This is a genomic window from Leclercia sp. Marseille-Q4284, assembly GCF_916618945.1.
Lineage (GTDB): Bacteria > Pseudomonadota > Gammaproteobacteria > Enterobacterales > Enterobacteriaceae > Enterobacter > Enterobacter tamurae.
Window position 1 is genome coordinate 1,244,320 of the sequence record NZ_CAKAKG010000002.1, and the last position, 24,589, is coordinate 1,268,908.

General features: G+C 57.9%; 20 protein-coding genes. 7 read left to right on the forward strand and 13 right to left on the reverse strand.

From position 1 onward, the window contains the following. The first annotated feature begins 348 nt into the window (after positions 1-348). Both malP and malQ read left to right on the forward strand, forming a co-directional pair. Positions 349-2,742, forward strand: coding sequence for a maltodextrin phosphorylase (malP, locus tag LG383_RS20605; RefSeq protein ID WP_225760058.1), 2,394 nt, complete (start codon positions 349-351; stop codon positions 2,740-2,742). 9 nt (positions 2,743-2,751) lie between these two features. Continuing rightward, entirely contained in the window at positions 2,752-4,836 is a 2,085-nt protein-coding gene (gene malQ, locus LG383_RS20610; RefSeq protein ID WP_225760059.1) for a 4-alpha-glucanotransferase, read from the forward strand. A gap of 53 nt (positions 4,837-4,889) precedes the next feature. Here the strand turns inward: malQ and gntT are convergent, their stop codons facing one another. From gntT to gntX, 3 genes are all read right to left on the reverse strand, one after another. Beyond that, complete coding sequence (gene gntT, locus LG383_RS20615; RefSeq protein ID WP_166184421.1) at positions 4,890-6,206, reverse strand: gluconate transporter; 1,317 nt, start codon at positions 6,204-6,206, stop codon at positions 4,890-4,892. 302 nt (positions 6,207-6,508) lie between these two features. Continuing rightward, positions 6,509-7,084: a Fe-S biogenesis protein NfuA gene (gene nfuA / locus LG383_RS20620; RefSeq protein ID WP_039031502.1), complete on the reverse strand. Its 576-nt coding sequence runs from the start codon at positions 7,082-7,084 to the stop codon at positions 6,509-6,511. 58 nt (positions 7,085-7,142) lie between these two features. After that, positions 7,143-7,826, reverse strand: a complete 684-nt coding sequence (gene gntX / locus LG383_RS20625; RefSeq protein ID WP_106995220.1) for a DNA utilization protein GntX — start codon at positions 7,824-7,826, stop codon at positions 7,143-7,145. Between the two features lie 36 nt (positions 7,827-7,862). Between gntX and bioH the strand changes: the two genes are divergently transcribed. Next, positions 7,863-8,636, forward strand: coding sequence for a pimeloyl-ACP methyl ester esterase BioH (bioH, locus tag LG383_RS20630; RefSeq protein WP_225760060.1), 774 nt, complete (start codon positions 7,863-7,865; stop codon positions 8,634-8,636). A gap of 113 nt (positions 8,637-8,749) precedes the next feature. Beyond that, positions 8,750-9,019 (forward strand): YdgH/BhsA/McbA-like domain containing protein, encoded by a 270-nt coding sequence (locus LG383_RS20635; protein WP_106995218.1) that lies wholly within the window; start codon positions 8,750-8,752, stop codon positions 9,017-9,019. 40 nt (positions 9,020-9,059) lie between these two features. Here the strand turns inward: LG383_RS20635 and feoC are convergent, their stop codons facing one another. The 5 genes from feoC to greB all read right to left on the reverse strand — a co-directional run bounded on the left by feoC (position 9,060) and on the right by greB (position 15,131). After that, positions 9,060-9,296 carry a [Fe-S]-dependent transcriptional repressor FeoC gene (feoC, locus tag LG383_RS20640; RefSeq protein WP_106995217.1) on the reverse strand — a complete coding sequence of 79 codons (237 nt, stop codon included), beginning with the start codon at positions 9,294-9,296 and terminating at the stop codon, positions 9,060-9,062. 8 nt (positions 9,297-9,304) lie between these two features. Continuing rightward, positions 9,305-11,623 (reverse strand): Fe(2+) transporter permease subunit FeoB, encoded by a 2,319-nt coding sequence (gene feoB / locus LG383_RS20645; RefSeq protein WP_225760061.1) that lies wholly within the window; start codon positions 11,621-11,623, stop codon positions 9,305-9,307. A 30-nt stretch (positions 11,624-11,653) separates the two neighbouring features. Beyond that, positions 11,654-11,881, reverse strand: a complete 228-nt coding sequence (gene feoA / locus LG383_RS20650; RefSeq protein ID WP_106995215.1) for a ferrous iron transporter A — start codon at positions 11,879-11,881, stop codon at positions 11,654-11,656. Between the two features lie 349 nt (positions 11,882-12,230). Beyond that, positions 12,231-14,555: a Tex family protein gene (locus LG383_RS20655; RefSeq protein WP_225760062.1), complete on the reverse strand. Its 2,325-nt coding sequence runs from the start codon at positions 14,553-14,555 to the stop codon at positions 12,231-12,233. Between the two features lie 102 nt (positions 14,556-14,657). Next, positions 14,658-15,131 carry a transcription elongation factor GreB gene (greB, locus tag LG383_RS20660; protein ID WP_166184406.1) on the reverse strand — a complete coding sequence of 158 codons (474 nt, stop codon included), beginning with the start codon at positions 15,129-15,131 and terminating at the stop codon, positions 14,658-14,660. Between the two features lie 227 nt (positions 15,132-15,358). On the opposite strand from greB, the gene ompR reads away from it, so the two are divergent. Next, the gene (gene ompR, locus LG383_RS20665; protein ID WP_001157751.1) at positions 15,359-16,078 is read left to right on the forward strand and encodes a two-component system response regulator OmpR; all 720 of its coding nucleotides are present in this window, start codon (positions 15,359-15,361) and stop codon (positions 16,076-16,078) included. Next, positions 16,075-17,418 (forward strand): two-component system sensor histidine kinase EnvZ, encoded by a 1,344-nt coding sequence (gene envZ, locus LG383_RS20670; RefSeq protein WP_106995212.1) that lies wholly within the window; start codon positions 16,075-16,077, stop codon positions 17,416-17,418. The genes ompR and envZ overlap by 4 nt, the downstream gene beginning before the upstream one ends. Before the next feature lie 95 nt (positions 17,419-17,513). Here the strand turns inward: envZ and pckA are convergent, their stop codons facing one another. The 5 genes from pckA to LG383_RS20695 form a co-directional block, all read right to left on the reverse strand. After that, a complete protein-coding gene (gene pckA / locus LG383_RS20675; protein WP_166184404.1) occupies positions 17,514-19,130 on the reverse strand; it encodes a phosphoenolpyruvate carboxykinase (ATP) in 1,617 nt (538 codons plus the stop codon). Between the two features lie 379 nt (positions 19,131-19,509). Continuing rightward, on the reverse strand, positions 19,510-20,388 hold the full coding sequence (gene hslO, locus LG383_RS20680; RefSeq protein WP_106995210.1) for an Hsp33 family molecular chaperone HslO: 879 nt from the start codon (positions 20,386-20,388) through the stop codon (positions 19,510-19,512). A 23-nt stretch (positions 20,389-20,411) separates the two neighbouring features. Beyond that, a complete protein-coding gene (hslR, locus tag LG383_RS20685) occupies positions 20,412-20,813 on the reverse strand; it encodes a ribosome-associated heat shock protein Hsp15 (protein ID WP_032614815.1) in 402 nt (133 codons plus the stop codon). Next, complete coding sequence (gene yrfG, locus LG383_RS20690) at positions 20,810-21,493, reverse strand: GMP/IMP nucleotidase (RefSeq protein ID WP_106995209.1); 684 nt, start codon at positions 21,491-21,493, stop codon at positions 20,810-20,812. Before yrfG ends, hslR begins: the two co-directional genes overlap by 4 nt. Positions 21,494-21,557: 64 nt before the next feature. After that, positions 21,558-23,693 carry an intracellular growth attenuator family protein gene (locus LG383_RS20695; RefSeq protein WP_166184401.1) on the reverse strand — a complete coding sequence of 712 codons (2,136 nt, stop codon included), beginning with the start codon at positions 23,691-23,693 and terminating at the stop codon, positions 21,558-21,560. Between the two features lie 325 nt (positions 23,694-24,018). Between LG383_RS20695 and nudE the strand changes: the two genes are divergently transcribed. Further along, entirely contained in the window at positions 24,019-24,579 is a 561-nt protein-coding gene (gene nudE / locus LG383_RS20700) for an ADP compounds hydrolase NudE (RefSeq protein WP_106995207.1), read from the forward strand. Positions 24,580-24,589 lie beyond the last annotated feature (10 nt).

A 24,589-nucleotide genomic window follows, 5' to 3' on the forward strand; every position in this document is an offset into this window, starting at 1 on the left:
AGAGAAGCATAAAGGCGGTGAAAAGTTAATTAAGGCGCGGGATGGTTGCGCGCGTAAAATAACATTCCGGGATAGAGTAAATTCTGAGTGTTATTACTTCGGGTAAGTAATTATTTCCGCGCGTATATATTCCAGGCGAAACCGCATTTCATTTTTTTGAACCCCTTCCGGGAAATCTCCCGGTGAATGCCCTACACTCCCGCTGCAGAAAGTGGTCGCGATCACAGTTTATCGCTCATCCCTGCTACTCCTCCCTGTCTAATCCCCGGCAGGAGGAGGAAGAGCCCTGATGAGCCAGGCACACTAGCACCAACGCCTTATTTTCTCTCTACAGGATGCAGATTCCCTATGTCACAGCCTACTTTCAACAAAGCTCAATTCCAGGCTGCCCTGACGCGTCAGTGGCAGCGTTTTGGTTTGCACGCCGCCGAAGACATGACCTCCCGCCAGTGGTGGCAGGCCGTCAGCGGAGCGCTCGCCGAGCTGCTGAGCGCCCAACCCGCGGTGAAGCCCGTGCAAGGCCAGCGCCACGTTAACTATATCTCCATGGAGTTCCTGATTGGCCGTCTGACCGGCAACAACCTGCTGAACCTCGGCTGGTATCAGGAGGTCAGCGAGGTGCTGAACACCCATAACATCCACCTGACCGACCTGCTGGAAGAGGAGATCGATCCAGCGCTGGGCAACGGTGGGCTGGGTCGTCTGGCGGCCTGCTTCCTCGACTCGATGGCAACCGTGGGCCAGCCGGCCACCGGCTACGGTCTGAACTATCAGTACGGCCTGTTCCGCCAGTCCTTTGCTGGCGGCCAGCAGATGGAAGCCCCGGACGACTGGCATCGCGGCAGCTACCCGTGGTTCCGCCACAACGAAGCGCTGGACGTGCAGGTTGGCATCGGCGGTAAAGTGACGAAAGCGGGCCAGTGGGAGCCGGGCTTTACCATTACCGGCCAGGCCTGGGATCTGCCGGTGCTGGGCTACCGTAATGGCGTGGCACAGCCGCTGCGCCTGTGGCAGGCGACACATGCTCACCCGTTCAACCTGACCAGATTCAACGACGGCGATTTCCTGCGCGCCGAGCAGCAGGGCATTGATGCCGACAAGCTGACCAAAGTGCTCTACCCGAACGACAACCATCTGGCGGGCAAAAAGCTGCGCCTGATGCAGCAGTACTTCCAGTGCGCCTGTTCCGTGGCCGATATTCTGCGTCGCCACCACCTGGCGGGCCGCAAGCTGTCTGAGCTGGCGGATTACGAAGTGATCCAGCTGAACGACACCCACCCGACCATCGCCATCCCGGAGCTGCTGCGCGTGCTGATCGACGAGCATCAGATGAGCTGGGACGACGCTTGGGCGATCACCAGCAAGACCTTCGCCTACACCAACCACACCCTGATGCCAGAGGCGCTGGAGTGCTGGGACGAGAAGCTGATTAAAACCCTGCTGCCGCGCCATATGCAGCTGATCAACGAGATCAACAACCGCTTTAAGAAACTGGTGGATAAAACCTGGCCGGGGGATAAAGCCGTCTGGGCGAAGCTGGCGGTGGTATTCGACAAGCAGGTTCGCATGGCCAACCTGTGCGTGGTCAGCGGCTTCGCGGTGAACGGCGTGGCCGCGCTGCACTCCGACCTGGTGGTGAAGGATCTGTTCCCGGAATATCACCAGCTGTGGCCAAACAAGTTCCACAACGTCACCAACGGCATCACGCCGCGTCGCTGGATCAAACAGTGCAACCCTCAGCTTGCTGAGCTGCTGGATAAGACGCTGGACAAAGAGTGGGCCAACGATCTCGACCAGCTGATCAACCTGGAAAAGGTTGCCGACGATGCGGCGTTCCGCGAGACCTACCGCACCATCAAGCTGGACAATAAGGTGCGTCTGGCAGCCTTCGTCAAAACCCGTACCGGGATTGAGATCAACCCGAACGCGATTTTTGATATCCAGATTAAACGTCTGCACGAGTACAAACGTCAGCACCTGAATCTGCTGCACATTCTGGCGCTGTACAAAGAGATCCGCGAGAACCCGCAGGCCGACCGCGTACCGCGCGTGTTCCTGTTCGGTGCGAAAGCGGCACCAGGATATTACCTGGCAAAAAACATCATCTTCGCCATTAATAAAGTGGCCGACGCGGTAAACAACGATCCGCAAGTAGGCGACAAGCTGAAAGTGGTCTTCCTGCCGGATTACTGTGTCTCGGCGGCGGAGCTGCTGATCCCGGCGGCGGATGTCTCTGAGCAGATTTCTACCGCGGGTAAAGAGGCCTCCGGCACCGGCAACATGAAGCTGGCCCTGAACGGTGCGTTGACCGTCGGGACGCTGGACGGTGCTAACGTTGAGATTGCCGAGCAGGTGGGCGACGAGAACATCTTTATCTTCGGCCATACTGTGGAAGAGGTGAAAGCCATTAAAGCCAAAGGTTACGACCCGGTGAAATGGCGTAAAAAAGACAAGCTGCTGGATGCGGTACTGAAGGAGCTGGAGAGCGGCAAATACAGCGACGGCGACAAGCACGCGTTTGACCAGATGCTGCACAGCATCGGCAAACAGGGCGGCGACCCGTACCTGCTGATGGCCGATTTTGCGGGCTACGTTGAGGCCCAGAAACAGGTCGACGTCCTGTATCGCGATCGGGAAGCCTGGACCCGGGCGTGCATTCTGAATACCGCGCGCTGCGGCATGTTCAGTTCTGACCGCTCAATCCGCGACTACCAGGCCCGTATCTGGCAGGCAAAACGCTAAGGAAGCGCGATGGAAAGTAAACGTCTCGATAATGCCGCCCTGGCGGCGGGGATCAGCCCCAGCTATATCAATGCTCATGGTAAACCGCAGTCTATTGGTGCTGAGACCAAGAGGCGTTTGCTGGATGCCATGCACAAAGCCAAACCCGTCGCGAAAGCGGCGGTTACCGCTGTCCCGAACGTGATGGTCTATACCGCGGGCAAAAAGATGCCGCTGATGATTGAAGGCAGCGGCGACTTTAGCTGGCTGCTGACCACCGAAGAGGGGCATCAGCACAAAGGCCACGCCACGAGCGGCAAAAATCTCAACCTGCCGGCAAAACTGCCGGAGGGTTATCACACTCTGACGCTGACCCAGGATGCCCATCGCTGGCACTGCCGGGTGATCGTCGCGCCAAAACGCTGCTACGAGCCGCAGGCGCTGAAAGAGGGCAAGAAGCTGTGGGGTGCCTGCGTGCAGCTCTACACCCTGCGCTCGGAGGCGAACTGGGGCATTGGCGACTTCGGCGATCTGCAGAAGATGCTGACCGATATCGGCAAACGCGGCGGGGCCTTTATCGGCCTCAACCCGATTCATGCCCTCTATCCGGCGAACCCGGAGAGCGCCAGCCCGTACAGCCCGTCATCCCGCCGCTGGCTGAACGTGATTTATATCGACGTGAACGCCGTGGAGGATTTCCGTAACAGCGATGAGGCGCAGGCCTGGTGGAAGATGGACACTACCCGGCAGGCGCTGCAACGCGCCCGCGACGCCGAGTGGGTCGATTATGCGTCCGTCACCGCGCTGAAGATGGCCGCGCTGCGCATGGCGTGGAAAGGCTTTGCTCAGCGTGACGACGAGCAGATGGCGGCCTTCCGGGCGTTTGTGGCCCGGGAAGGGGAGAGCCTGTACTGGCAGGCGGCGTTTGATGCGCTGCATGCGTATCAGGTGAAAGAGGACGAAATGCGCTGGGGCTGGCCGGTGTGGCCTGAGCAGTACCAGTCCGTTGACTCCCCGGCGGTAAAAGCGTTTTGCGAAGCGCATACCGACGAGGTCGATTTCTACCTCTGGCTGCAGTGGCTGGCGTACAGCCAGTTTGCTGCCTGCTGGCAGGAGAGTCAGGGCTACGACATGCCGATTGGCCTGTACCGTGACCTGGCGGTCGGCGTGGCCGAGGGCGGGGCGGAGACCTGGTGCGACCGCGAACTCTACTGCCTGAAAGCGTCCGTCGGGGCGCCGCCGGATATCCTTGGCCCGCTGGGTCAGAACTGGGGCCTGCCGCCGATGGACCCGCACGTCATCGCCGCCCGCGCCTATGAGCCCTTTATCGAGCTGCTGCGTGCCAACATGCAGAACTGCGGTGCGCTGCGTATCGATCACGTGATGTCGGTCCTGCGTTTGTGGTGGATCCCGTACGGTGAAACCGCCGACCATGGGGCTTACGTTCACTATCCGGTAGACGATCTGCTCTCCATCCTTGCGCTGGAGAGTAAGCGCCATAACTGCATGGTGATCGGAGAAGATCTCGGCACCGTACCGGTTGAAATCGTCAGCAAGCTGCGTGACAGCGGCGTTTACTCTTATAAAGTGCTCTATTTTGAAAACGACCTTGAGAAGAACTTCCGCGCGCCGGAGGCGTATCCAGAACAATCAATGGCAGTCGCGACGACGCATGACCTTCCTACGCTTCGTGGCTGGTGGGACAGCGGCGACCTTACCCTGGGCAAAACGCTGGGGCTCTACCCTGACGAAGTGATGCTGCGCGGGCTGTATCAGGATCGCGAGCTGTCCAAGCAGGGGCTGCTGGATGCACTGCACGAGCACGGTTGCCTGCCGAAGCGCACCGGGCACAAGGCGTCATTGATGTCGATGACCCCGACGCTTAACCGCGGGTTGCAGCGCTACATTGCCGACAGCAACAGCGCCCTGCTGGGGCTACAGCCGGAAGACTGGATTGATATGGCGGAGCCGGTGAACATCCCGGGGACCAGCTATCAGTACAAGAACTGGCGTCGCAAGCTTTCAACTTCTCTTGAGGCGATGTTTGCCGATGACGGGGTAAATAAGCTGATTAAGGATTTGGATAAGCGGCGAAAAGCGGCTGCGAAGAAGTGATAAAAAAACCCGCCAGATGGCGGGTTTTTTATTGCCCGATGGCAACTGTCACATCAAACAACCATACCCAGCAGCAGACAGCCGATCAGCCCGCAGACGGAGATGATGGTTTCCAGCATCGACCAGGACTTGATGGTCTCACCGATGGTCAGGTTGAAGTACTCCTTGAACAACCAGAAGCCCGGATCGTTGACGTGAGAGAAGATCACGCTACCGGAACCCACCGCGATAACCATCAGCTCAGGGCTAACGCCGGTGGTGGCAATCAGAGGCGCCACAATACCGCCCGCGGTGATCGCCGCAACGGTGGCCGAACCCAAAGCAATACGCAGAACCGCCGCGATAGACCACGCCATCAGGATGGGGGAGATGTTGGTATCATGCATCATGGAGGCGATGTACTTGTCCACGCCGCTATCAACCAGAACCTGTTTGAACGCACCGCCACCGCCGATGATCAGCAGCATCATGGCGATGATTTTGATCGAGGAGCTCAGGGTGTCGTTGATCTGATCCATGGAGCGGCCACGGTTCAGACCGAAGGTGAACAGCGCAATCAGGACCGCAATCAGCGTTGCCATGACCGGGTCACCGAGGAACTCAGCCACGCCGAGAACCGGATGGCCTTTCGGCAGCACCATTTCGCAGACCGCACGCAGGGCCATCAGTACCACCGGCACCAGAGAGGTCCAGACGCTGACGGCAAAGCTTGGCATTTCTGCTTCAGTGAAGGTCTTCGCGCTGTACAGACCTTCCGGGATCGGCTTGTCGATGCCTTTGAGGGTGCGGGCAAACACCGGACCGGCCAGAATGACGGTCGGGATCGCCAGGATAGTACCGAACAGCAGGGTTTTACCCATGTCCGCATGGAAGATGGTAGCGATAGCGGTCGGGCCCGGGTGCGGCGGCAGGAAGCCGTGAGTCACGGACAGCGCCGCGGCCATCGGTACACCCACATACAGCAGCGGAATGCTGGCAGAGGCGGCGATGGTGAACACCAGCGGCAGCATCAGGACGAAGCCCACTTCGTAGAACAGCGCAAAACCGACGGTGAAACCGGTTAATACCACGGCCCACTGGATGTGCTGCTTACCGAATTTAGCAATCAGCGTGGTTGCGATGCGCTGTGCGCCACCGCAGTCGGCCAGCAGTTTGCCCAGCATAGCGCCGAAGCCCATGATCAGCGCGAGGCTACCGAGGGTACCGCCCACGCCGGCTTTAATCGAGCTGATAACTTTTACCAGCGGCATACCCTGCATCAGGCCGACAGCAAGTGCCACCAGGACAAGGGCAATGAAGCCGTTCATTTTGAAACGGATCATCAGGAGCAGTAACAGGACGACACCGATAGCGACGATGACTAATGGCATGATTATCTGGCCTTAAATATTGTTATGGGTAACGTCATTATTTCAACGACATAGTAATGTTGCCCCAACTGGGAACGGCGTACTTATGGCACAAAGACAGGCTGCCTTCTAAATCATTAAGCTTAGTCGGTCGGCGTAAAGGTGTTTAAGTGCCCGCGAGAATGATACGGGTAACATGGTCAGGTTGAGAATGACCCTGGCGGGCAAAATGTGAATTCTGAGACGCAGGTCATGTTATGAGGGAGGGGGAAACGCGGGAGAGGCCCGGATCGCTACGCGTCACCGGGCAAACAGACGGGCAATCAGTAGTAGGAGTGTTCGCCGCGCTGGTGTTCGGTAAGATCGCGCACGCCTTTCAGCTCCGGGAACTCGTTCAGCAGCTGCTTCTCGATCCCCTCTTTCAGGGTAACGTCGACCATGGAACAGCCGTTACAGCCGCCGCCGAACTGCAGAATCGCCAGACCGTCTTCGGTGATCTCCATCAGGGAGACACGACCACCGTGGCCCGCGAGCTGCGGGTTGATCTGGGACTGCAGCAGGTACTCAACGCGCTCCATCAGTGGGGCATCGTCGGTTACTTTGCGCATTTTGGCGTTTGGCGCTTTCAGGGTTAACTGAGAACCCAGTTGGTCGGTCACAAAATCAATTTCCGCATCTTCCAGATACGGGGAGCTCAGCTCATCGACATAGGCAGTGAGTTGCTCAAATTTCAGGGCAGTGTCAGTTGCTTCCACAGCATCCGGTGGGCAATAAGAGACGCCGCATTCTGCATTCGGGGTGCCTGGGTTGATCACGAACACGCGGATCTGGGTCCCTTCTTCCTGATTTGCCAGCAGTTTGGCAAAGTGCGCTTGTGCAGCATCGGAAATACGGATCATAGCATTGGCCTAATAGTTGACTAAAATACCTGGGTATAATACGCCCAACCTGAGGGCGCTACAAGGTTCGACACAGACACCATACCTGAACCGACGCCGCGCCGCTTCGCAAAAGCAGGCGGGAGAGTTCCGCGACGGTAGCGCCTGTTGTCACGACATCATCCACCACAGCGATATGGCGCCCGGCGACCGGTAATTCAAGCGTAAAAGCGTGCTGCAGGTTACGTTTCCGCAATCTGGCGCTGAGCTGATGCTGCGCCGGAGTGGCGCGGATCCGGCGAATAGCCTCCGGAACATAGCGGCAGTTCAGCCAGCGGGCCAGCGGGCGACAGAGCAGGTCGCTCTGGTTAAACCCGCGGCGCCAGTGACGCCGGGACCACAGCGGCACGCAGACCAGCATATCAACGTTCGGCAACCCACGGCTGCGCCTGGCCCGCAGCAGCGCCAGCAGCAACAGTCTGGCCAGCGGTTTTGCCAGCTGACTGCGGCGGGAAAACTTCAGCTGATGCACCAGCTGGCTCACCGGCGGGGTATAGTCGCAGACCGCCACCAGCGCCTGCCACGGCGGCGGTCTGCGCAGACAGCGGCCGCAGGGCAGGTGAGGATGAATGGCCGGTAAGCCGCACTGCGGACACATACCCTCGCGGGGCATAATCCCCTTTTCGCACACGGAACAGACCCCCCAGTGGCTGAGTGCAAGCGGCATCCGGCATAGCCAGCACGAGCCAGGCACTGTTAGCATAGATAACCTCCTTGTGAAAAAAGAGAACAGTAATCGATGAACACGCTTTGGTGGCAGACCGTTGGGACAGGAAATTGTCATCTTGTGCTGCTGCACGGATGGGGACTGAATGCCGAAGTATGGCGTTGCATCAGCGAGGAACTGGCCTCGCAGTTCACGCTGCACCTGGTGGATCTGCCGGGCTTTGGCCGCAGCCGCGATTTTGGTGCGATGCCGCTGGCCGATATGGCGGAACAGGTGCTGGCTCAGGCGCCGGATAAGGCGATCTGGCTGGGCTGGAGTCTGGGCGGGCTGGTAGCGAGCCAGATTGCCCTGACCCATCCCGAACGGGTGCAGGCCCTGGTGACCGTCGCCTCCTCCCCCTGTTTTAGCGCCCAGGGGGAGTGGCCGGGGATCAAACCCGAGGTGCTGGCCGGTTTTCAGCAGCAGTTAAGCAACGATTTCCAGCGTACGGTGGAGCGCTTCCTCGCTCTGCAGACCATGGGGACGGAAACCGCGCGGCAGGACGCCCGGACGCTGAAGACTACGGTGCTGTCATTACCGATGCCGGAGGTAGAAGTGCTGAATGGCGGGCTGGAGATCCTGAAAACGGCCGATCTGCGGGAGCCGCTGGCGTCCCTGACGCTGCCGCATCTGCGTATTTATGGTTATCTCGACGGGCTGGTACCGCGCAAGATCGTGCCGCTGCTGGATGAGCAATGGCCGCAGAGCGAAGCTTTGATCATCGCCAAAGCAGCGCATGCGCCCTTTATCTCTCACCCCGCCGAGTTTTGCGCGGCGTTGATTGCCTTAAGTCAGCGTTTAGGCTGATTATTTTTCATTCCCGCTGGAAAAAGTGACGTACCGCAACAATACTCAATATATCGTTGCGGGTATCCCGCCTTCGATAATCAAAACTACAATCCTCTTTGGGAGTCATGGCTATGAAACTTGTTACAGGTATTGTTGCTTCTCTGGTTATTGGTTCACTCTCTTTTGGCGTGATGGCGGCAGAAGAGATCCAGAAAGATAAAGTGAAAGAGATGAATTTGACGAAGGTTGGCGATATTTCTACATCTGATACCACCGCGCCAATGGATGCGAGAAAAGAGCTTTCCAAGAAAGCTGATGAGCTGGGCGGTAAGTACTATGTCGTTACCAGCGCTAACAAAGATCAGAAAGACATCCGCGCGACCGCAGACGTCTACAAATAATGAGATAAAGCCGGGCAGACTTGCCCGGCTTTACTGACGATTAACGCAGCGCCCACCACTCCCTGAGGCAGGCTTTTCCTTCAGGACAGCTTTTACAGCTGCCGGATAAGCAGCCGTCAGCATCCTCCTGGATGCGCTTCGCTTTGCCCATCGCCTCCAGACGCTCCAGCATCGCCTCGATCATCGCCTGCGGCGTGCGCAGCATCTGGCTGAGCTGGGTGGCTTCCATTCTTCCCTGCAGCGCCAGTAAATCACGAACCTCAATTAACGATGCCATGCCGCCTCCTAATGACAGTCGCTGGCCGGGCTGTCGCAGCAGGCCGCTGCGGTTCTGCCTTTCGCCAGCAGGTTGACATCCACGCGGCTGCGCGCCCGGCGCAGCAGGCCCATCACCATCACGTTAAACAGCACTACCGCCAGGATACAGACCAGGCTGTAGTGCGGATGCTGGCTGAAGTTCACCGTCTGGTAGTACACCGTTGCCAGCGAGTAGGCAATATTCAGCCCCCAGAGGACAGAAAAGCCCATCCAGCCGCGGCTCGATTCGCGGGCGATGGCCCCCATCACCGAGATGCATGGAATGTAGAGCAGGACGAAGATCAGGTAGCTGTAGGCCGCCGAGGCGCTGCCAAATTTCTCGCTCATCACGCCCATCGCGCCGGTTGCCATCTCCCCGTCGCCTTTGCTGGCTTCAATCGGGTTGGCCAGCACGCTCAGACTGAAGGTCTCTTTCAGGCTCTGCCAGGTTTCATCCACCGCGCTGAAGAGTTCGTCTCCGAGATGGAACTCCGCCGGGTTGAATTCCTCGTCCTGAATATTTTCTGCGGTGTAGAGGGTGTTCAGTGTGCCGACTACCACCTCTTTTGCCATCGCGCCGGTGAACAGCCCGACGGTGGCCTGCCAGTTGTCTTCATGCACGCCAATCGGTTTGAACAGCGGGGTGATGACGCGGCTGACGGAGGCCAGCGCCGAGTCGTTAATGTTGTCCGCCGCCTGGCCGCTGAGCGTAAAGCTGTTCAGGGCGCTGAGGAAGATACTGACCACCACAATCACTTTACCCGCCCGCAGGACAAAGCCTTTCAGCCGCTGCCAGGTCTGGATCAGCAGGCTTTTCAGGTGTGGGACGTGGTAGACCGGCAGCTCCATCACGAACGGCGATGCTTCGCCACGCATGATGGTGTGTTTGAGCATCAGGCCGGTGAGGATCGCCATCACGATGCCCAGCACGTACAGCGAGAAGACCGCCAGCGCCCCCTCCTGGCCGAAGAAGGCCGCAGCAAACACCGCGAAGATTGCCAGCCGGGCGCCACAGGACATAAACGGCGCCATCATGATGGTCATCAGGCGTTCGCGGGGCGCATCCAGGGTGCGGGCACCCATCACCGACGGCACGTTGCAGCCAAAGCCGACAATCAGCGGCACAAAGGATTTGCCCGGCAGGCCGAGGGCCTGCATCAGGCGATCCATCACGAAGGCCGCACGGGCCATGTAACCGGAGTCCTCCAGGAAGGAGAGGAACAGATACATCATGCCGATCTGCGGCACCAGCGGCAGGACGGTGTTGATGCCGCCGCCCAGCCCCTGGGCGAGGAAAATGGTCAGCCACTCCGGCAGGTGCAGGGTGTAGCCCAGCCACTGAATGCCGTGAATGAAGATCGCCACCGAGCCGACATCAAACAGCGGCTGTAACGCGCCGCCGATGTTAATGGCCAGCAGGAACATCACGTACATCACCAGCAGGAACACCGGCAGGCCAAGGAAACGGTTGAGGATCACGCTGTCCATCGCCCGGGTAAAGCGGCTTGGTTCGGCGGTGAGGGCGTTGCTGACCACGTCGCAAATGGCATTAATGCTCTGATAGCGGGCATCGGCAATGTGCAGGGCCGGGTCGTCCAGCTCATCGTTTAACCGCGCGAGGGAGACATCCAGATACTGCGCGGCGTCACCGGCATAGGCGCGGCTGTAGATATCCCCTTCCAGCATCTGCAGGCCGAGCCAGTGACGCTGTTTGAACGGCATGCTGTGCGCCATCTCCTGGGCGAGGATCCCGGCTTCCCGCAGCAGCGGCTGGGCGTAATGCACCAGCTCTACGTCGGCATTGCGGGTGTGGCGGTCAATCGCCAGCTTAAGGGCGTCGATCCCGCGGGCGCGGGTAGAGACCAGCGGCACCACCGGGCAGCCGAGACGGGCGGAGAGGGCGTCGACGTCGATGCGGATCTGCTGCTTTTCCGCAATATCGAGCATGTTCAGCGCCACCACGCAGGGGATGCCCAGCTCCAGCAGCTGTAAGGTCAGGTAGAGATTGCGCTCGAGGTTCGAGGCATCCACCACGTTGATCAGCAGGTCGGCGTCGCCGCTCAGAATGTAGTGGCAGGCGATCTGCTCATCCAGCGAGGTCTGGGAGGAGATGGTGGTTAATGAGTAGGTGCCGGGCAGATCGACGAGGGTGACCTGATTATCGGTAGTCGCGAACTGACCCTCTTTACGTTCGACGGTGACACCGGCCCAGTTACCGACCCGCTGGCGCGCGCCGGTAAGCTGGTTAAATAAGGTGGTCTTGCCGGAATTGGGATTGCCAATTAAGCCAATGGTTAATTTTTTCATTCTTTTCGACTCGCTACGGGAGCTGGCGTGTTATTGAGACAGGGCTTCAACTTCTATTAAGGCGAGATCTTTCTTACGCAGAACCAGATTCACACGTCGGGTTTCGATATGCACCGGATCGCCCAAGGGAGCAACGCGCACCACATTGAAAGAGGAGCCGGGCAGCATCCCCAGGGAGAGCAGTTTCTGCCGATAGGCCGGGCTGATGTCGCGGGTGAAGCCGGTAATTTTCCACGCGCTGTCTGGAGTGAATTGCATAGTGCCTACTTAACGGACGGTTAAATAATCAACAGGCACAATGGTAATGAGAATGGTTTCTGTCATCAATAATTAATATGTGACGGAATGTAGATACGGCTATTAATTTGCGGACTGATTGACCTTGCTCAATATTTGCGGGCAATGATGGTATGAGATAAAAAGATTTATTGTTAATGGAGTGATAATTATTAGTTTAAATACGGATATGCAATCGGTTTCATATTTATAAAATAGGTGAGTATGTTTTTATTTTAATTCTTGCGCTCTGCTTGCCGGGCGGCACTGCGTTTGCCCGGCCTACAAACCGTAGGCCCGGTAAGCGAAGCGCCACCGGGCATTACGTATGTTAGCGCTTTTTACCCATCGCCGCCGCCAGCGCATCCATCATCGCGCTGTTGCCGGAGGGCTGTGCTTCACGTCCGCGCGGTTTCGCCGCTGGACGCTGCTGCTGACGGGCATCGCTGTTCCCGCTGCCACGACGGGCGTTGGTCTCGCCAGGTTGCTCGTCCAGACGCATGGTCAGGGCGATACGCTTGCGCTGCAGATCCACCTCCAGCACTTTCACCTTCACGATGTCGCCGGCTTTCACCACGGTGTGCGGATCCTGCACGAACTTGTCGGCCAGAGAGGAGATATGCACCAGACCGTCCTGATGCACGCCGATATCGACAAAGGCACCAAAGTTAGTGACGTTGGTGACCGCGCCTTCCAGTACCATGCCCGGCAGCAGGTCGTTCATCGTCTCCACGCCGTCGGCAAAGGTTGCGGTTTTGAATTCCGGACGCGGGTCGCGGCCCGGCTTCTCCAGCTCTTTGATGATGTCGGACACCGTCGGTACGCCGAACTTCTCATCGGTGAAGTCGACCGCTTTCAGGTTACGCAGTTCGCTGCTGTTGCCCATCAGCGTCTTCAGCGCCTGCTGGGTGGCCGCCAGAATGCGCTCAACAACCGGGTAAGCTTCCGGGTGAACGGTGGAGGCATCCAGCGGGTTGTCGCCGTGGTTGATACGCAGGAAGCCTGCGCACTGTTCGAACGCCTTCGGCCCCAGACGGCTCACCTTCAGCAGCTGCTGGCGGTTCTGGAACTGACCGTTCTCATCGCGCCAGGCAACGATGTTTTGCGCCATCATACGGGTTAAACCGGCCACGCGGGTCAGCAGGGCGACGGAAGCGGTGTTCAGGTCAACGCCGACGGCGTTCACGCAGTCTTCCACCACCGCATCCAGCTTACGCGCCAGCTGCGTCTGGCTGACGTCATGCTGGTACTGGCCCACGCCGATGGATTTCGGGTCGATCTTCACCAGCTCGGCCAGCGGATCCTGCAGGCGGCGGGCGATAGAGACCGCGCCACGCAGGGAGACGTCCAGATCCGGGAATTCGAGGGCGGCCAGTTCAGACGCGGAGTACACCGAGGCGCCCGCTTCGCTGACAATCACCTTTTGCGCCGTCACTTTCGGGAACTGCTTCTGCAGATCGAGGAAGAAACGCTCGGTTTCACGCGAGGCGGTACCGTTGCCGATCGCCACCAGCTCGACGTTGTGCTTCTCACACAGCGCCGCCACGGCGACGGCCGCTTTGGCCGCCTGGCCGGTGTGCGGGTAGATGGTGTCGGTGGCCACCAGCTTGCCGGTGCCGTCCACGACCGCCACTTTTACGCCGGTACGCAGGCCTGGATCGAGGCCCATGGTGGCGCGCAGGCCCGCCGGAGCGGCCATCAGCAGATCGTGCAGGTTACGGGCAAAAACGTTAATCGCCTCGTCTTCGGCGCGTTCGCGCACGGTGCCCATCAGTTCGGTTTCGAGGTGCATCAGCACCTTGATGCGCCAGGTCCAGCTCACCACCCCTTTGCGCCAGCTGTCCGCCGGGGCATTGTTCAGGCGCAGGCCGAGATGGTCGATAATGATCTGCTCGCCGTGGCTCTCTTTCGGCGGCTCGTCAAACTGCGGGTCGGCATTCAGGGAGAGCTGCAGCACGCCTTCATTGCGGCCACGGAACATCGCCAGCGCGCGGTGCGACGGCGCGGTCGAAATCGGTTCGTGGTGATCGAAGTAGTCGCGGAATTTCGCCCCTTCTTCCTCTTTACCGGCGACGACGGTGGAGACGATATGGGCATTCTTCCACAGGTAGTCACGCACTTTTGCCAGCAGGGCAGCATCTTCGGCAAAGCGTTCCATCAGAATGTAGCGTGCGCCATCGAGGGCGGCTTTGGTGTCGGCCACGCCTTTATCGGCATCGATAAACGTCGCGGCTGCGGTTTCCGGGTCGTGGGACGGCGTCGTCCACAGCAGATCCGCCAGCGGCTCGAGGCCGGCTTCAATGGCGATCTGCCCGCGGGTGCGGCGTTTTTGTTTGTACGGCAGGTAGAGGTCTTCGAGTTCGGTTTTATTCAGGGTGGTGTTAATGGCTTTGGCCAGATCGTCGGTCAGCTTGCCCTGTTCACCGATGGATTTCAGGATCGCCTGACGCCTCTCTTCCAGTTCACGCAGATAGCCAAGGCGGGTTTCCAGGTTACGCAGCTGCGTATCATCCAGACCGCCAGTCACTTCCTTACGATAACGTGCGATAAACGGCACGGTGTTCCCTTCATCAAGCAGGCGAACGGCAGCTTCTACCTGTTCCGCCCTTGCCTGAAGTTCACCCGCAATAATGCGGCAGAGCGAATCTTTCATCATGGCTATTTCATCTTGTGGGTCGAAAAAATCAGGGGATAGTTATACGGACTGACACGGCAAAATGCCAGCCGCCGCGCCAGGCTCTCGGATTGTTCCGGCGGGTTATTTCACATAGTCAATGGCGTTCACATACCAGGTCGCTTCCCCGGCGGGGGTATGCACCACGGCCAGATCGCCAACCTCTTTTTTCAGCAGCGCCCGGGCCATTGGCGAGTCGATCGAGATGTAATCCTTACGACCAAAAATTTCATCGTAGCCGACAATCCGAAAGCGCTTCAGATCGCCGTCGTCGTTTTCGATCTCCACCCACGCGCCGAAGAAAACTTTGCCCTCCTGCTGCGGGGAATAATCGACAATTTTCAGGTGCTCGAGACATTTGGTCAGATAGCGCACCCGGCGATCGATTTCCCGCAGCCGCTTTTTGTTGTACTGGTAGTCGGCGTTTTCACTGCGGTCACCGAGGCTGGCAGCCCAGGTCACTTTTTTCGTCACCTCCGGGCGCTCTTCCCGCCACAGCGTGTCCATCTCTTTCTTCAGATTTTCATACCCTTCGCGGGTGATCAGGGGCGTTTTCATTCTCTGGCCTTACGACTTTGGTTGCATACCTTGCGCACATTACGTATCACTTAGCTTAACAGACAAGATTAATAATGAGTTATGTGACGAATTGTGCAGATAAGCTGCTGTAAAATATGCTTTGTAACAATTTCGACTAGAATTTATACCAGAATTAGCTGGTCGTGAACGCCCACTTTTTTAGAATACGCTGTTCAAGATTATCCGAACCTTTGGGAGTACTGACAATGCAAGAGAATTATAAGATTCTGGTGGTGGATGACGACATGCGCCTGCGTGCGCTACTCGAGCGTTATCTGACCGAGCAGGGCTTCCAGGTTCGTAGCGTCGCCAACGCCGAACAGATGGATCGCCTGTTGACCCGCGAATCCTTCCACCTGATGGTGCTGGATCTGATGCTGCCGGGCGAAGATGGGCTCTCCATCTGCCGCCGCCTGCGTAGCCAAAGCAACCCGATGCCGATCATTATGGTCACGGCGAAAGGGGAAGAAGTTGACCGTATCGTGGGCCTCGAAATTGGCGCCGACGATTACATTCCAAAACCGTTTAACCCGCGTGAGCTGCTGGCCCGTATTCGTGCCGTACTGCGTCGTCAGGCGAACGAATTGCCGGGCGCGCCGTCGCAGGAAGAGGCGGTGATCGCCTTCGGTAAGTTCAAGCTGAACCTCGGTACCCGCGAGATGTTCCGTGAAGACGAGCCGATGCCGCTGACCAGCGGTGAATTTGCGGTCCTCAAAGCCTTAGTCAGCCACCCGCGTGAGCCGCTCTCCCGCGACAAGCTGATGAACCTGGCGCGTGGCCGTGAATACTCCGCGATGGAGCGTTCCATCGACGTACAGATCTCCCGCCTGCGTCGCATGGTGGAAGAGGATCCGGCGCATCCGCGCTATATCCAGACCGTCTGGGGTCTGGGCTACGTGTTTGTCCCGGACGGCTCTAAAGCATGAGGCGAATGCGTTTCTCGCCGCGTAGCTCGTTTGCCCGCACCCTGTTACTGATCGTCACCCTGCTGTTTGTCAGCCTGGTGACGACCTATCTGGTGGTGCTGAACTTTGCGATCCTGCCGAGCCTCCAGCAGTTTAATAAGGTCCTTGCCTACGAAGTACGTATGCTGATGACCGATAAACTGCAGCTGGAGGACGGCACGCAGCTGGTGGTGCCACCGGCGTTTCGCCGTGAAATCTACCGTGAGCTGGGGATATCGCTCTATTCCAACGAAGCGGCGGAAGACGCAGGCCTGCGCTGGGCACAGCATTACGAATTCCTCAGCCAGCAGATGGCGCAGCAGCTGGGTGGCCCGACGGAAGTGCGCGTTGAGGTCAACAAAAGCTCGCCGGTGGTCTGGCTGAAAACCTGGCTGTCACCCAACATCTGGGTGCGCGTGCCGCTGACCGAAATCCATCAGGGCGACTTCTCGCCGCTGTTCCGTTACACCCTGGCGATTATGTTGCTGGCGATAGGCGGCGCCTGGCTGTTTATCCGTATCCAGAACCGACCGCTGGTCGACCTGGAGCATGCGGCGCTTCAGGTCGGTAAAGGCATTATCCCGCCTCCGCTGCGCGAGTATGGCGCGTCGGAAGTGCGGTCGGTGACCCGCGCCTTCAACCATATGGCGGCAGGCGTTAAACAGCTGGCCGACGATCGAACCCTGCTGATGGCCGGGGTCAGCCATGACCTGCGCACTCCGCTGACGCGTATTCGCCTCGCCACTGAAATGATGGGCGAGGAGGACGGCTACCTGGCGGAGTCCATCAATAAAGACATCGAAGAGTGCAACGCCATTATCGAGCAGTTCATCGACTACCTGCGCACCGGGCAGGAGATGCCGATGGAGATCGCCGAGCTGAACGCGGTGCTGGGCGAAGTGGTGGCGGCCGAGAGTGGTTACGAGCGTGAGATCGAAACCGATCTGCAGCCGGGGGATATCACCGTTCGCATGCATCCACTCTCCATCAAGCGTGCAGTGGCGAATATGGTGGTTAACGCCGCCCGCTACGGCAACGGCTGGATCAAGGTCAGCAGTGGGTCTGAACTGAACCGCGCCTGGTTCCAGGTGGAAGATGACGGTCCGGGCATTAAGCCGGAGCAGCGTAAACATCTGTTCCAGCCTTTTGTGCGTGGCGACAGCGCGCGCAGCACCAGCGGCACCGGTTTAGGCCTGGCGATTGTTCAGCGTATCGTGGATAACCATAACGGTCTGCTGGAGATTGGTACCAGCGAGCGGGGCGGGTTATGCATCCGCGCGTGGCTACCGGTTCCGTTTACGCGACAGGTGAAAGAGAGTTAAAAAAAGGGGTGCGGCCTGATGCCCTCACCCCGACCCTCTCCCACAGGGAGAGGGCGCACACATTAAAAAAGGCAACTTGCGTTGCCTTTTTGCTTTTACCTTGGTCCCGCACTCACCAACGCCGCACCTGCTGGCGTATCGGTGTACTTCTCGAAGTTTTCCTTAAACAGTTTCGCCAGCTGGGTGGCTTTTTCCTGCCACTGCTCCGGTGAACCGTAGGTATTGCGTGGGTCGAGGATATGGCTGTCCACGCCCGGCAGTTCGGTCGGGATTGCCAGATCAAACATCGGCAGGGTGAAGGTCTCTGCATCATCCAGGGAACCATTCAGAATGGCGTCGATAATGGCGCGGGTATCTTTGATTGAGATACGCTTGCCGGTGCCGTTCCAGCCGGTGTTGACCAGGTAAGCCTGGGCACCAGAGGCCTGCATGCGCTTCACCAGCACTTCAGCGTACTGCGTCGGGTGCAGCGACAGGAAGGCCGCGCCGAAACAGGCGGAGAAGGTGGGGGTTGGCTCAGTCACGCCGCGCTCGGTCCCGGCCAGCTTGGCGGTAAAACCGGAGAGGAAGTGATACTGGGTCTGGCTGGCGGTCAGACGTGAAACCGGCGGCAGCACGCCGAACGCGTCGGCGGTGAGGAAGATCACCTTGGTCGCGTGGCCGGCTTTCGACACTGGCTTAACGATGTTGTCGATGTGATAGATAGGGTAGCTGACGCGGGTGTTCTCGGTTTTTGACGCATCGTCAAAATCGACCGAGCCGTCGGCACGCACCGTCACGTTCTCCAGCAGCGCATCGCGGCGGATCGCCTGGAAGATATCCGGCTCCGCTTCTGCCGACAGACGAATGGTCTTGGCGTAGCAGCCGCCTTCGAAGTTGAACACACCGTCATCATCCCAGCCGTGCTCGTCGTCGCCAATCAGGCGGCGTTTCGGATCGGTGGAGAGGGTGGTTTTCCCGGTGCCGGAGAGGCCGAAGAACACCGCCACGTCGCCTTTCTCGCCGACGTTTGCCGAGCAGTGCATGGAGGCAATGCCCTGTAACGGCAGCAGGTAGTTCATCACCGAGAACATCCCTTTCTTCATTTCGCCGCCGTACCAGGTCCCGCCGATCAGCTGGATACGTTCCGTCAGGTTAAAGGCGACAAAGTTTTCTGAGTTCAGTCCCTGTTCTTTCCAGTTCGGGTTGGTGCACTTCGCACCGTTCATCACCACAAAGTCAGGTTCGAAGCTCTGCAGCTCTTCATCGGTGGGGCGAATGAACATGTTCTTCACGAAATGCGCCTGCCAGGCGACTTCGGTGATGAAGCGGACGGAAAGACGGGTGTCGGCGTTAGCGCCGCAGTAAGCATCCACAATGAACAGACGCTTACCGGAGAGTTGTTGGGTGACGAGGGATTTCAGCTGCTGCCAGATTTCCGGGGAGATCGCTTTGTTGTCGTTCTTCCCTTTACCATTATCCGCCCACCACAGGGTGTCGCGGGTGGTGTCGTCACGGACAATGTACTTATCTTTTGGCGAACGGCCGGTAAAGATACCGGTATCGACAGCGATAGCGCCGGTGGTCGTCAATATACCGCGTTCGTATCCTTCCAGTGCTGGATTGAGCTCTTCCTGATACAGCGTATCGTAATCGGGGTTGTAGACGATATCGTGAGCATCGTTGATACCATAAGCCTTGAGATCTTGCGGGGTTAAACCATTAACACGCATATCACTGCTCCTTAGCCAATATATACTGCCTTAAATTGTAGGGTTTTTCCTCGAATGTTAACCGCGACCGGGCTCATAGATTTGCGTATCTGGACAAAAACCCTTTATGACGGAAAACGCTGTGACTCCTGTCACTTCGCGGAGCAGATTATGGCAGGAATCACTTTTTGGTTGGTGAAAATGTTCTGAAAAGGTTAATTGCTGGTAAATTTAACTGCGAGAATGTGAGTGTAAGCGCATACATGAAAGTAAATTACGAAAGACTTACATTACTGTTAACGATTCAGCAGGAGCGGAAGGAATAGTGAGTAAAATGAAAGGGTAGCGGAGCGGAGAGAAAGGTCAACTGCCCCCGGGAGAGGGCAGTTAACGGAACAACTTAGTGCAGCTGAGGATCGGCCGGGGAGGCGTTATTGCGGATCTCGGCAATGTCCATCGCGTTGAAGACGTAATGCGAACCGCAGTAATCGCAGTGCATGTCGATCTCGCCTTCTTCCGCCATGATGCTGTCAATCTCTTCATCCGGCAGGGTTTTCAGCGCGCCCGCGCAGCGTTCACGGGAACAGGTGCATTTGAACTCCACGTCCTGCGGATCGTACAGCGTCACCTCTTCTTCGTGGTACAGACGCCACAACACGTCGTTCGCTGGCAGGGTGAGCAGCTCTTCCGCTTTGATGGTTTCGGTCAGCGTGGCCAGATGCTCGAAATCATTGGTCTGAGCATCTTGCGCAGGCAGAACCTGGAGCAGCATACCGCCGGCTGCAGGCTGGCCATCCACTTCACCGGTACGGATGAACAGGCGGGTTGGCAGCTGTTCGGAACGCATGAAGTAATCTTCCAGGCAGGCCGCCAGAGTATCGCCTTCCAGACCGACCACGCCCTGATAGCGTTCACCCTCTTCCGGAGAGATGGTGATCACCAGGTAGCCGTTACCGACCAGCGTTTTCAGGTCTGCGCCTTCGGGGATCTCCCCCTGTACGCGCGCCACGCCGCGCATCTGCTGCTGGTTGTTGCCGTTGATCACCGCCAGGTTCATCGGGCCATCGCCCTGCAGCTGCACGGTGATATCACCGGCAAATTTCAGGGTGGCGGTCAGCAGGCTGGTGGCTACCAGCAACTCACCCAGCACGGTTTTCACCGGCTGCGGATAGTTGTGGTTTTCCATGATCTGTTTCCAGGTTTCGGATACCGTTACCAGCTCGCCGCGAACGGCAAATTGTTCAAACAGATAGCGGTGTAATTGGTCGTGTTGGGCCATAGTCATCTCTCGTTCAGCAAGAATCACTCATTCTCGCCATTTTTAAATTTAATCAGATCGCGACGTTCTTTCTTGTCCGGTCGCCTGTCGGGATGCGGCATGGTCAGGGCATTTAACTTACGCGCCTGCGCCATCTTCTCGCGCTTTTCAACGCTTTCGGCCGTCTCTTCATACAGGGTGCTGGCTTCCGTTGCCGGGCGACGCTGTTCGGTGATGTTTTTCACGATCACCGTCCGTTCGTCGTTGCCCTGACGCAGGGTCAGGGTGGCGTTCAGCTCCACGAGCTTGCTCGGTTTGCTGCGCTGCCCGTTGTAATGCACTTTGCCGCCTTCAATCATTTCCCGGGCGAGGGCGCGCGTTTTGTAAAAGCGGGCAGCCCACAGCCATTTATCCAGTCTTACCCCTTCGGAGGGTTTCTCTTTCATGGCTTCTCCTTCACGGTGAGTGAGGGGATCATCCGGCGATAGTCGTTCAGCCCCGGATGCCGCAGATAGCTTTTTTCAGCCAGGCCAGAATCAGGATTGGTGACGCCAAGGCAATAACGAATGCCAAAGGTTGCCGCCGCATCCAGAATCGGTTCGCTGTCATCAATGAACAACGTACGTTCTGGCTGCAGGCCGGTCTCTTCTGCCACCGCCTGCCACAAACGCTGATCCTCTTTCGGATAACCAAATGTGTGGGTGGAAAGTAATAAATCAAGGTGTGAAGCCAGTCCGGTATGTTCCAGCTTCACCGCCAGATTATGCGGATGCGCGTTGGTCAGCAGTATGCGCCGCTTGCCGCTCGCTTTCAGGGCATCAAGAAAGGGAACGGTATCTTCACGCAGCACGGCATGCGGGCCCTGAGCGGTGGTCATCGCGCAAATATCCAGACCGAGGCGTTCGCTCCAGTAGTCCAGGCAGTACCAGTTTAGCGTATGTTGTACGGCGGTATATTGCTGGCGGATGAATTCCTGCGCTTCTGCCGGGGAGATCCCCTGTTGCTCGCCGTAGGTTTCCGGTACCAGTTTTTGCCAGAAGTGATTATCAAACGCGAGATCGAGCAGTGTGCCGTCCATATCCAGCAGGACGGTATCGACCTCCTGCCAGGCGATATCAAAATGCATCGGGGAATACTCCAGCCAGAGGAAACGTGCGCGACAGGGTAGCATATCCTGCCGCGCGGGAGCGTTATCCGATCAGGCTCTCAGGCGCGGGGATAAGCTTCGGGTTGAGGCAATTTTCGTAGTATTGCTGAATATCGGCCAGGCGGGTACGCGAGCGCTGGTAGCGGCGCAGGGCCATAAAGGCGTTCCAGAGCATGCACACCACCATTGTCAGCATCAGCAGGGAGGTGGCGATGTAGCGCCATAGTCCGGCGCTGTCCGGCATGCTGTGCAGCTCGACATGGCGGGTGCCGTTGGCATCGGTAAAGAGGCCCGTCACAATCCCTTCCGCGCTGAATGGCGTGCGCATCAGCATCTGCGCCAGGCGTTGAAACTCGCCCCACTGCTCCTGAGCCGGGTAATCATACAGCGCCACCGACGGGTAGGGCTGATCCACCAGCTCGCTGCCTTCGTCGCTGACGATCACAAAGCCGCCGGGGGCCGGGCTGTTAAGCGCCTGAGCGGCACGTGAGGTTTCGCGCATGACGAACGGTGCGGTAGAAGTGGCGACCAGGTTTTCCAGCGACTCGGCGCTGACCGGACGCAGCAGGACGTTGACGCCATCGAGACGGCCGCCATCGGCACGTTTAACCAGCGCCTCCCAGTCTTTGCTGTTACCGAGGTTCACCAGCGCATTTTTCAGCCTGATGCACTCATCCTGCTCGGCACACAGCTCCTGGGTTTTCAGCACGATATCGCCAAAGTCATCCAGCAGGATCATGCCCGATTTCTGAATGGCGGAGCGTAATGCCGGGCTGACGCGGGAGTTATCTTCCGGTTTAGGGTGCAGCTGGCTCGACAGCGCCTGGGTCAGGGCCGTGGCTTTGTTGACGATATCGGATTCCGGCAGCGGCAGGGGTGCTGCGTCATTCCAGATCACCTGTGAGCAATCAAACGGCGTAAAGGGTGAGCTCTGGCGTGCATTCCAGGTGCCAGGGGCATGGATATTACACATCCCGGTCCCCTTCAGACGCAGCGTATCGCCAATGCGTACGCCCGCGCTTTCGAGCTCCCCGACGCTGGTGGCCTCGATGGTCTGAGCGCCTTTAATCCACGACAGGGTAAATTTGATCGGCATATCCAGCGGGACGAGGAAAACCAGCATCGCCAGTACCAGCCCGGCACCGCCGGCAATTACCGTGCTGCGCAGCCAGTGCTGTAGCGGGAAGTTTTTGACCTCGTCATGCAGGGATAAATAGCGCCCCTGACGCACGACGTGCCGATCCAGATAGATATCAATATCGGTTTTTTGCCCTAAATCCTGGGCCAGCCACGGCTGCCAGTGGCGGGGGTAGATCAGGTCGATAATACCGAGCGAGATATTGTTGACGTGGTCCTGATCGTTTTCGCCAAACAGGCCCCAGCGTTTTGGTGTGCCGCGCAGGCAGTGGATCTCACGCAGCGCATTTTTAGCCGGTGGGGCGAATAATCCCCAGAGTCCGGCCGCCAGCAATAGCACGCCACCCCCGGCAAGCCACGGGGCAAACACATCCGGGCTCATCAGGCAGAAGAAAAAGAGCAGGAATGCGGTGACAATCAGCAGCGCTTCGCGAATGCCGTCCGGACGGCTCAGGGCGTACTCTTCGTGCGTCTCCTGGCGAATATTCAGCAGCTCAATCTGCTCGGTCTCTTCACCACGAATCGAGGCCTGGGTTGAGCTGACGTGCTCCAGCACAAAGTTCGGTGCTTCCTGAACATACTCCGCGATGGAGTGACCATTGAGGGCGATCACCAGCGGGATGGAGTCGGTGTGGATCAGCTCAACGCTGTTTTCATCATTGATGTACTGCTCCCAGGACGGCGGGAGATGCACCTCAGCCGAGTCGAGGTAGTAACGCCATTTATTGGGATCGTCAGTGGTAATACCGTAGCGGGTAATGGAGCGCGTCACGCAGAGCACGGTATTGCTCTCAGCATTGAGGCTTAACGAGACCGGCGCGGCGCTGGCACCTGTCGCCGGCGTCTGCTGGATACGGTTGAAAGACTCAAGGTATTGCTCAATCGCGCTGCGTTCTTCAGCGGTGAGCTTGCGGGTATTCGCCCCGGCAAAGGCATTATGATAAGGCAGGCGATATCGACGCTGCGCCCGACGTCTGTATAACCACCCTGCAATGCATGCGCAGGCCAGCACAGCAGCGATGACAATCAAAATGGTGCTCATGCTTTCCCCATCTTACTTTTTCTTACAGGTGTAGTCAGTAGCACCTTTTTTACAGTGAACGCGTGTCTGTGGTTGGCTATCGGCATGTAAGGCGTTGAACTTGAGCAAATTGAAGCGCATCCCAGTGATCGCTGATGATAGCAAAGCTAAACCTGACGGGATATCAGCAAATTCCTGGAATAATTTCAAGCTCTTGACTTTTGACCTGAATTAAGGAATGAATCTGCATAGGTTACATAAATGTAAATAAAGCGCGATTGACATTGCCGAAACCGTGCGGCGTATCGCACAATGAGGGCAGTTCACCCAGCAAAGACCCGTCAAAATGAGCAAACCCTTACAAAAGCCCACCATCCTGAATGTTGAAACCGTCGCTAAATCGCGTCTGTTTAATGTTGAAAGTGTGGACCTGGAGTTCAGTAACGGCGTGCGCCGCGTCTACGAGCGTATGCGTCCCTCCACGCGCGAAGCCGTCATGATTGTGCCCATTGTTGACGAGCATCTGATCCTGATCCGCGAATACGCGGTGGGAACCGAATCTTACGAGCTCGGCTTCTCCAAAGGGCTGATTGATCCTGGTGAATCGGTGTTTGAAGCTGCGAACCGTGAGCTGAAAGAAGAGGTGGGGTTTGGTGCGAAGGAGTTAACCTTCCTGAAAAAGCTGAGCATGGCGCCCTCCTATTTTTCCAGCAAAATGAATATCGTGTTGGCGGAAGATCTCTATCCGGAATGGCTGGAAGGGGACGAACCCGAGCCGCTGCCGCAGGTGCGCTGGCCGCTGGCGCATCTGATGGACCTGCTGGAAGAGCCTGATTTTAACGAAGCCCGGAACGTGAGCGCGCTGTTTCTGGTGCGGGAGTGGCTGAAAGGGCAGGGCAGGTTGTAGCAGGATCCCC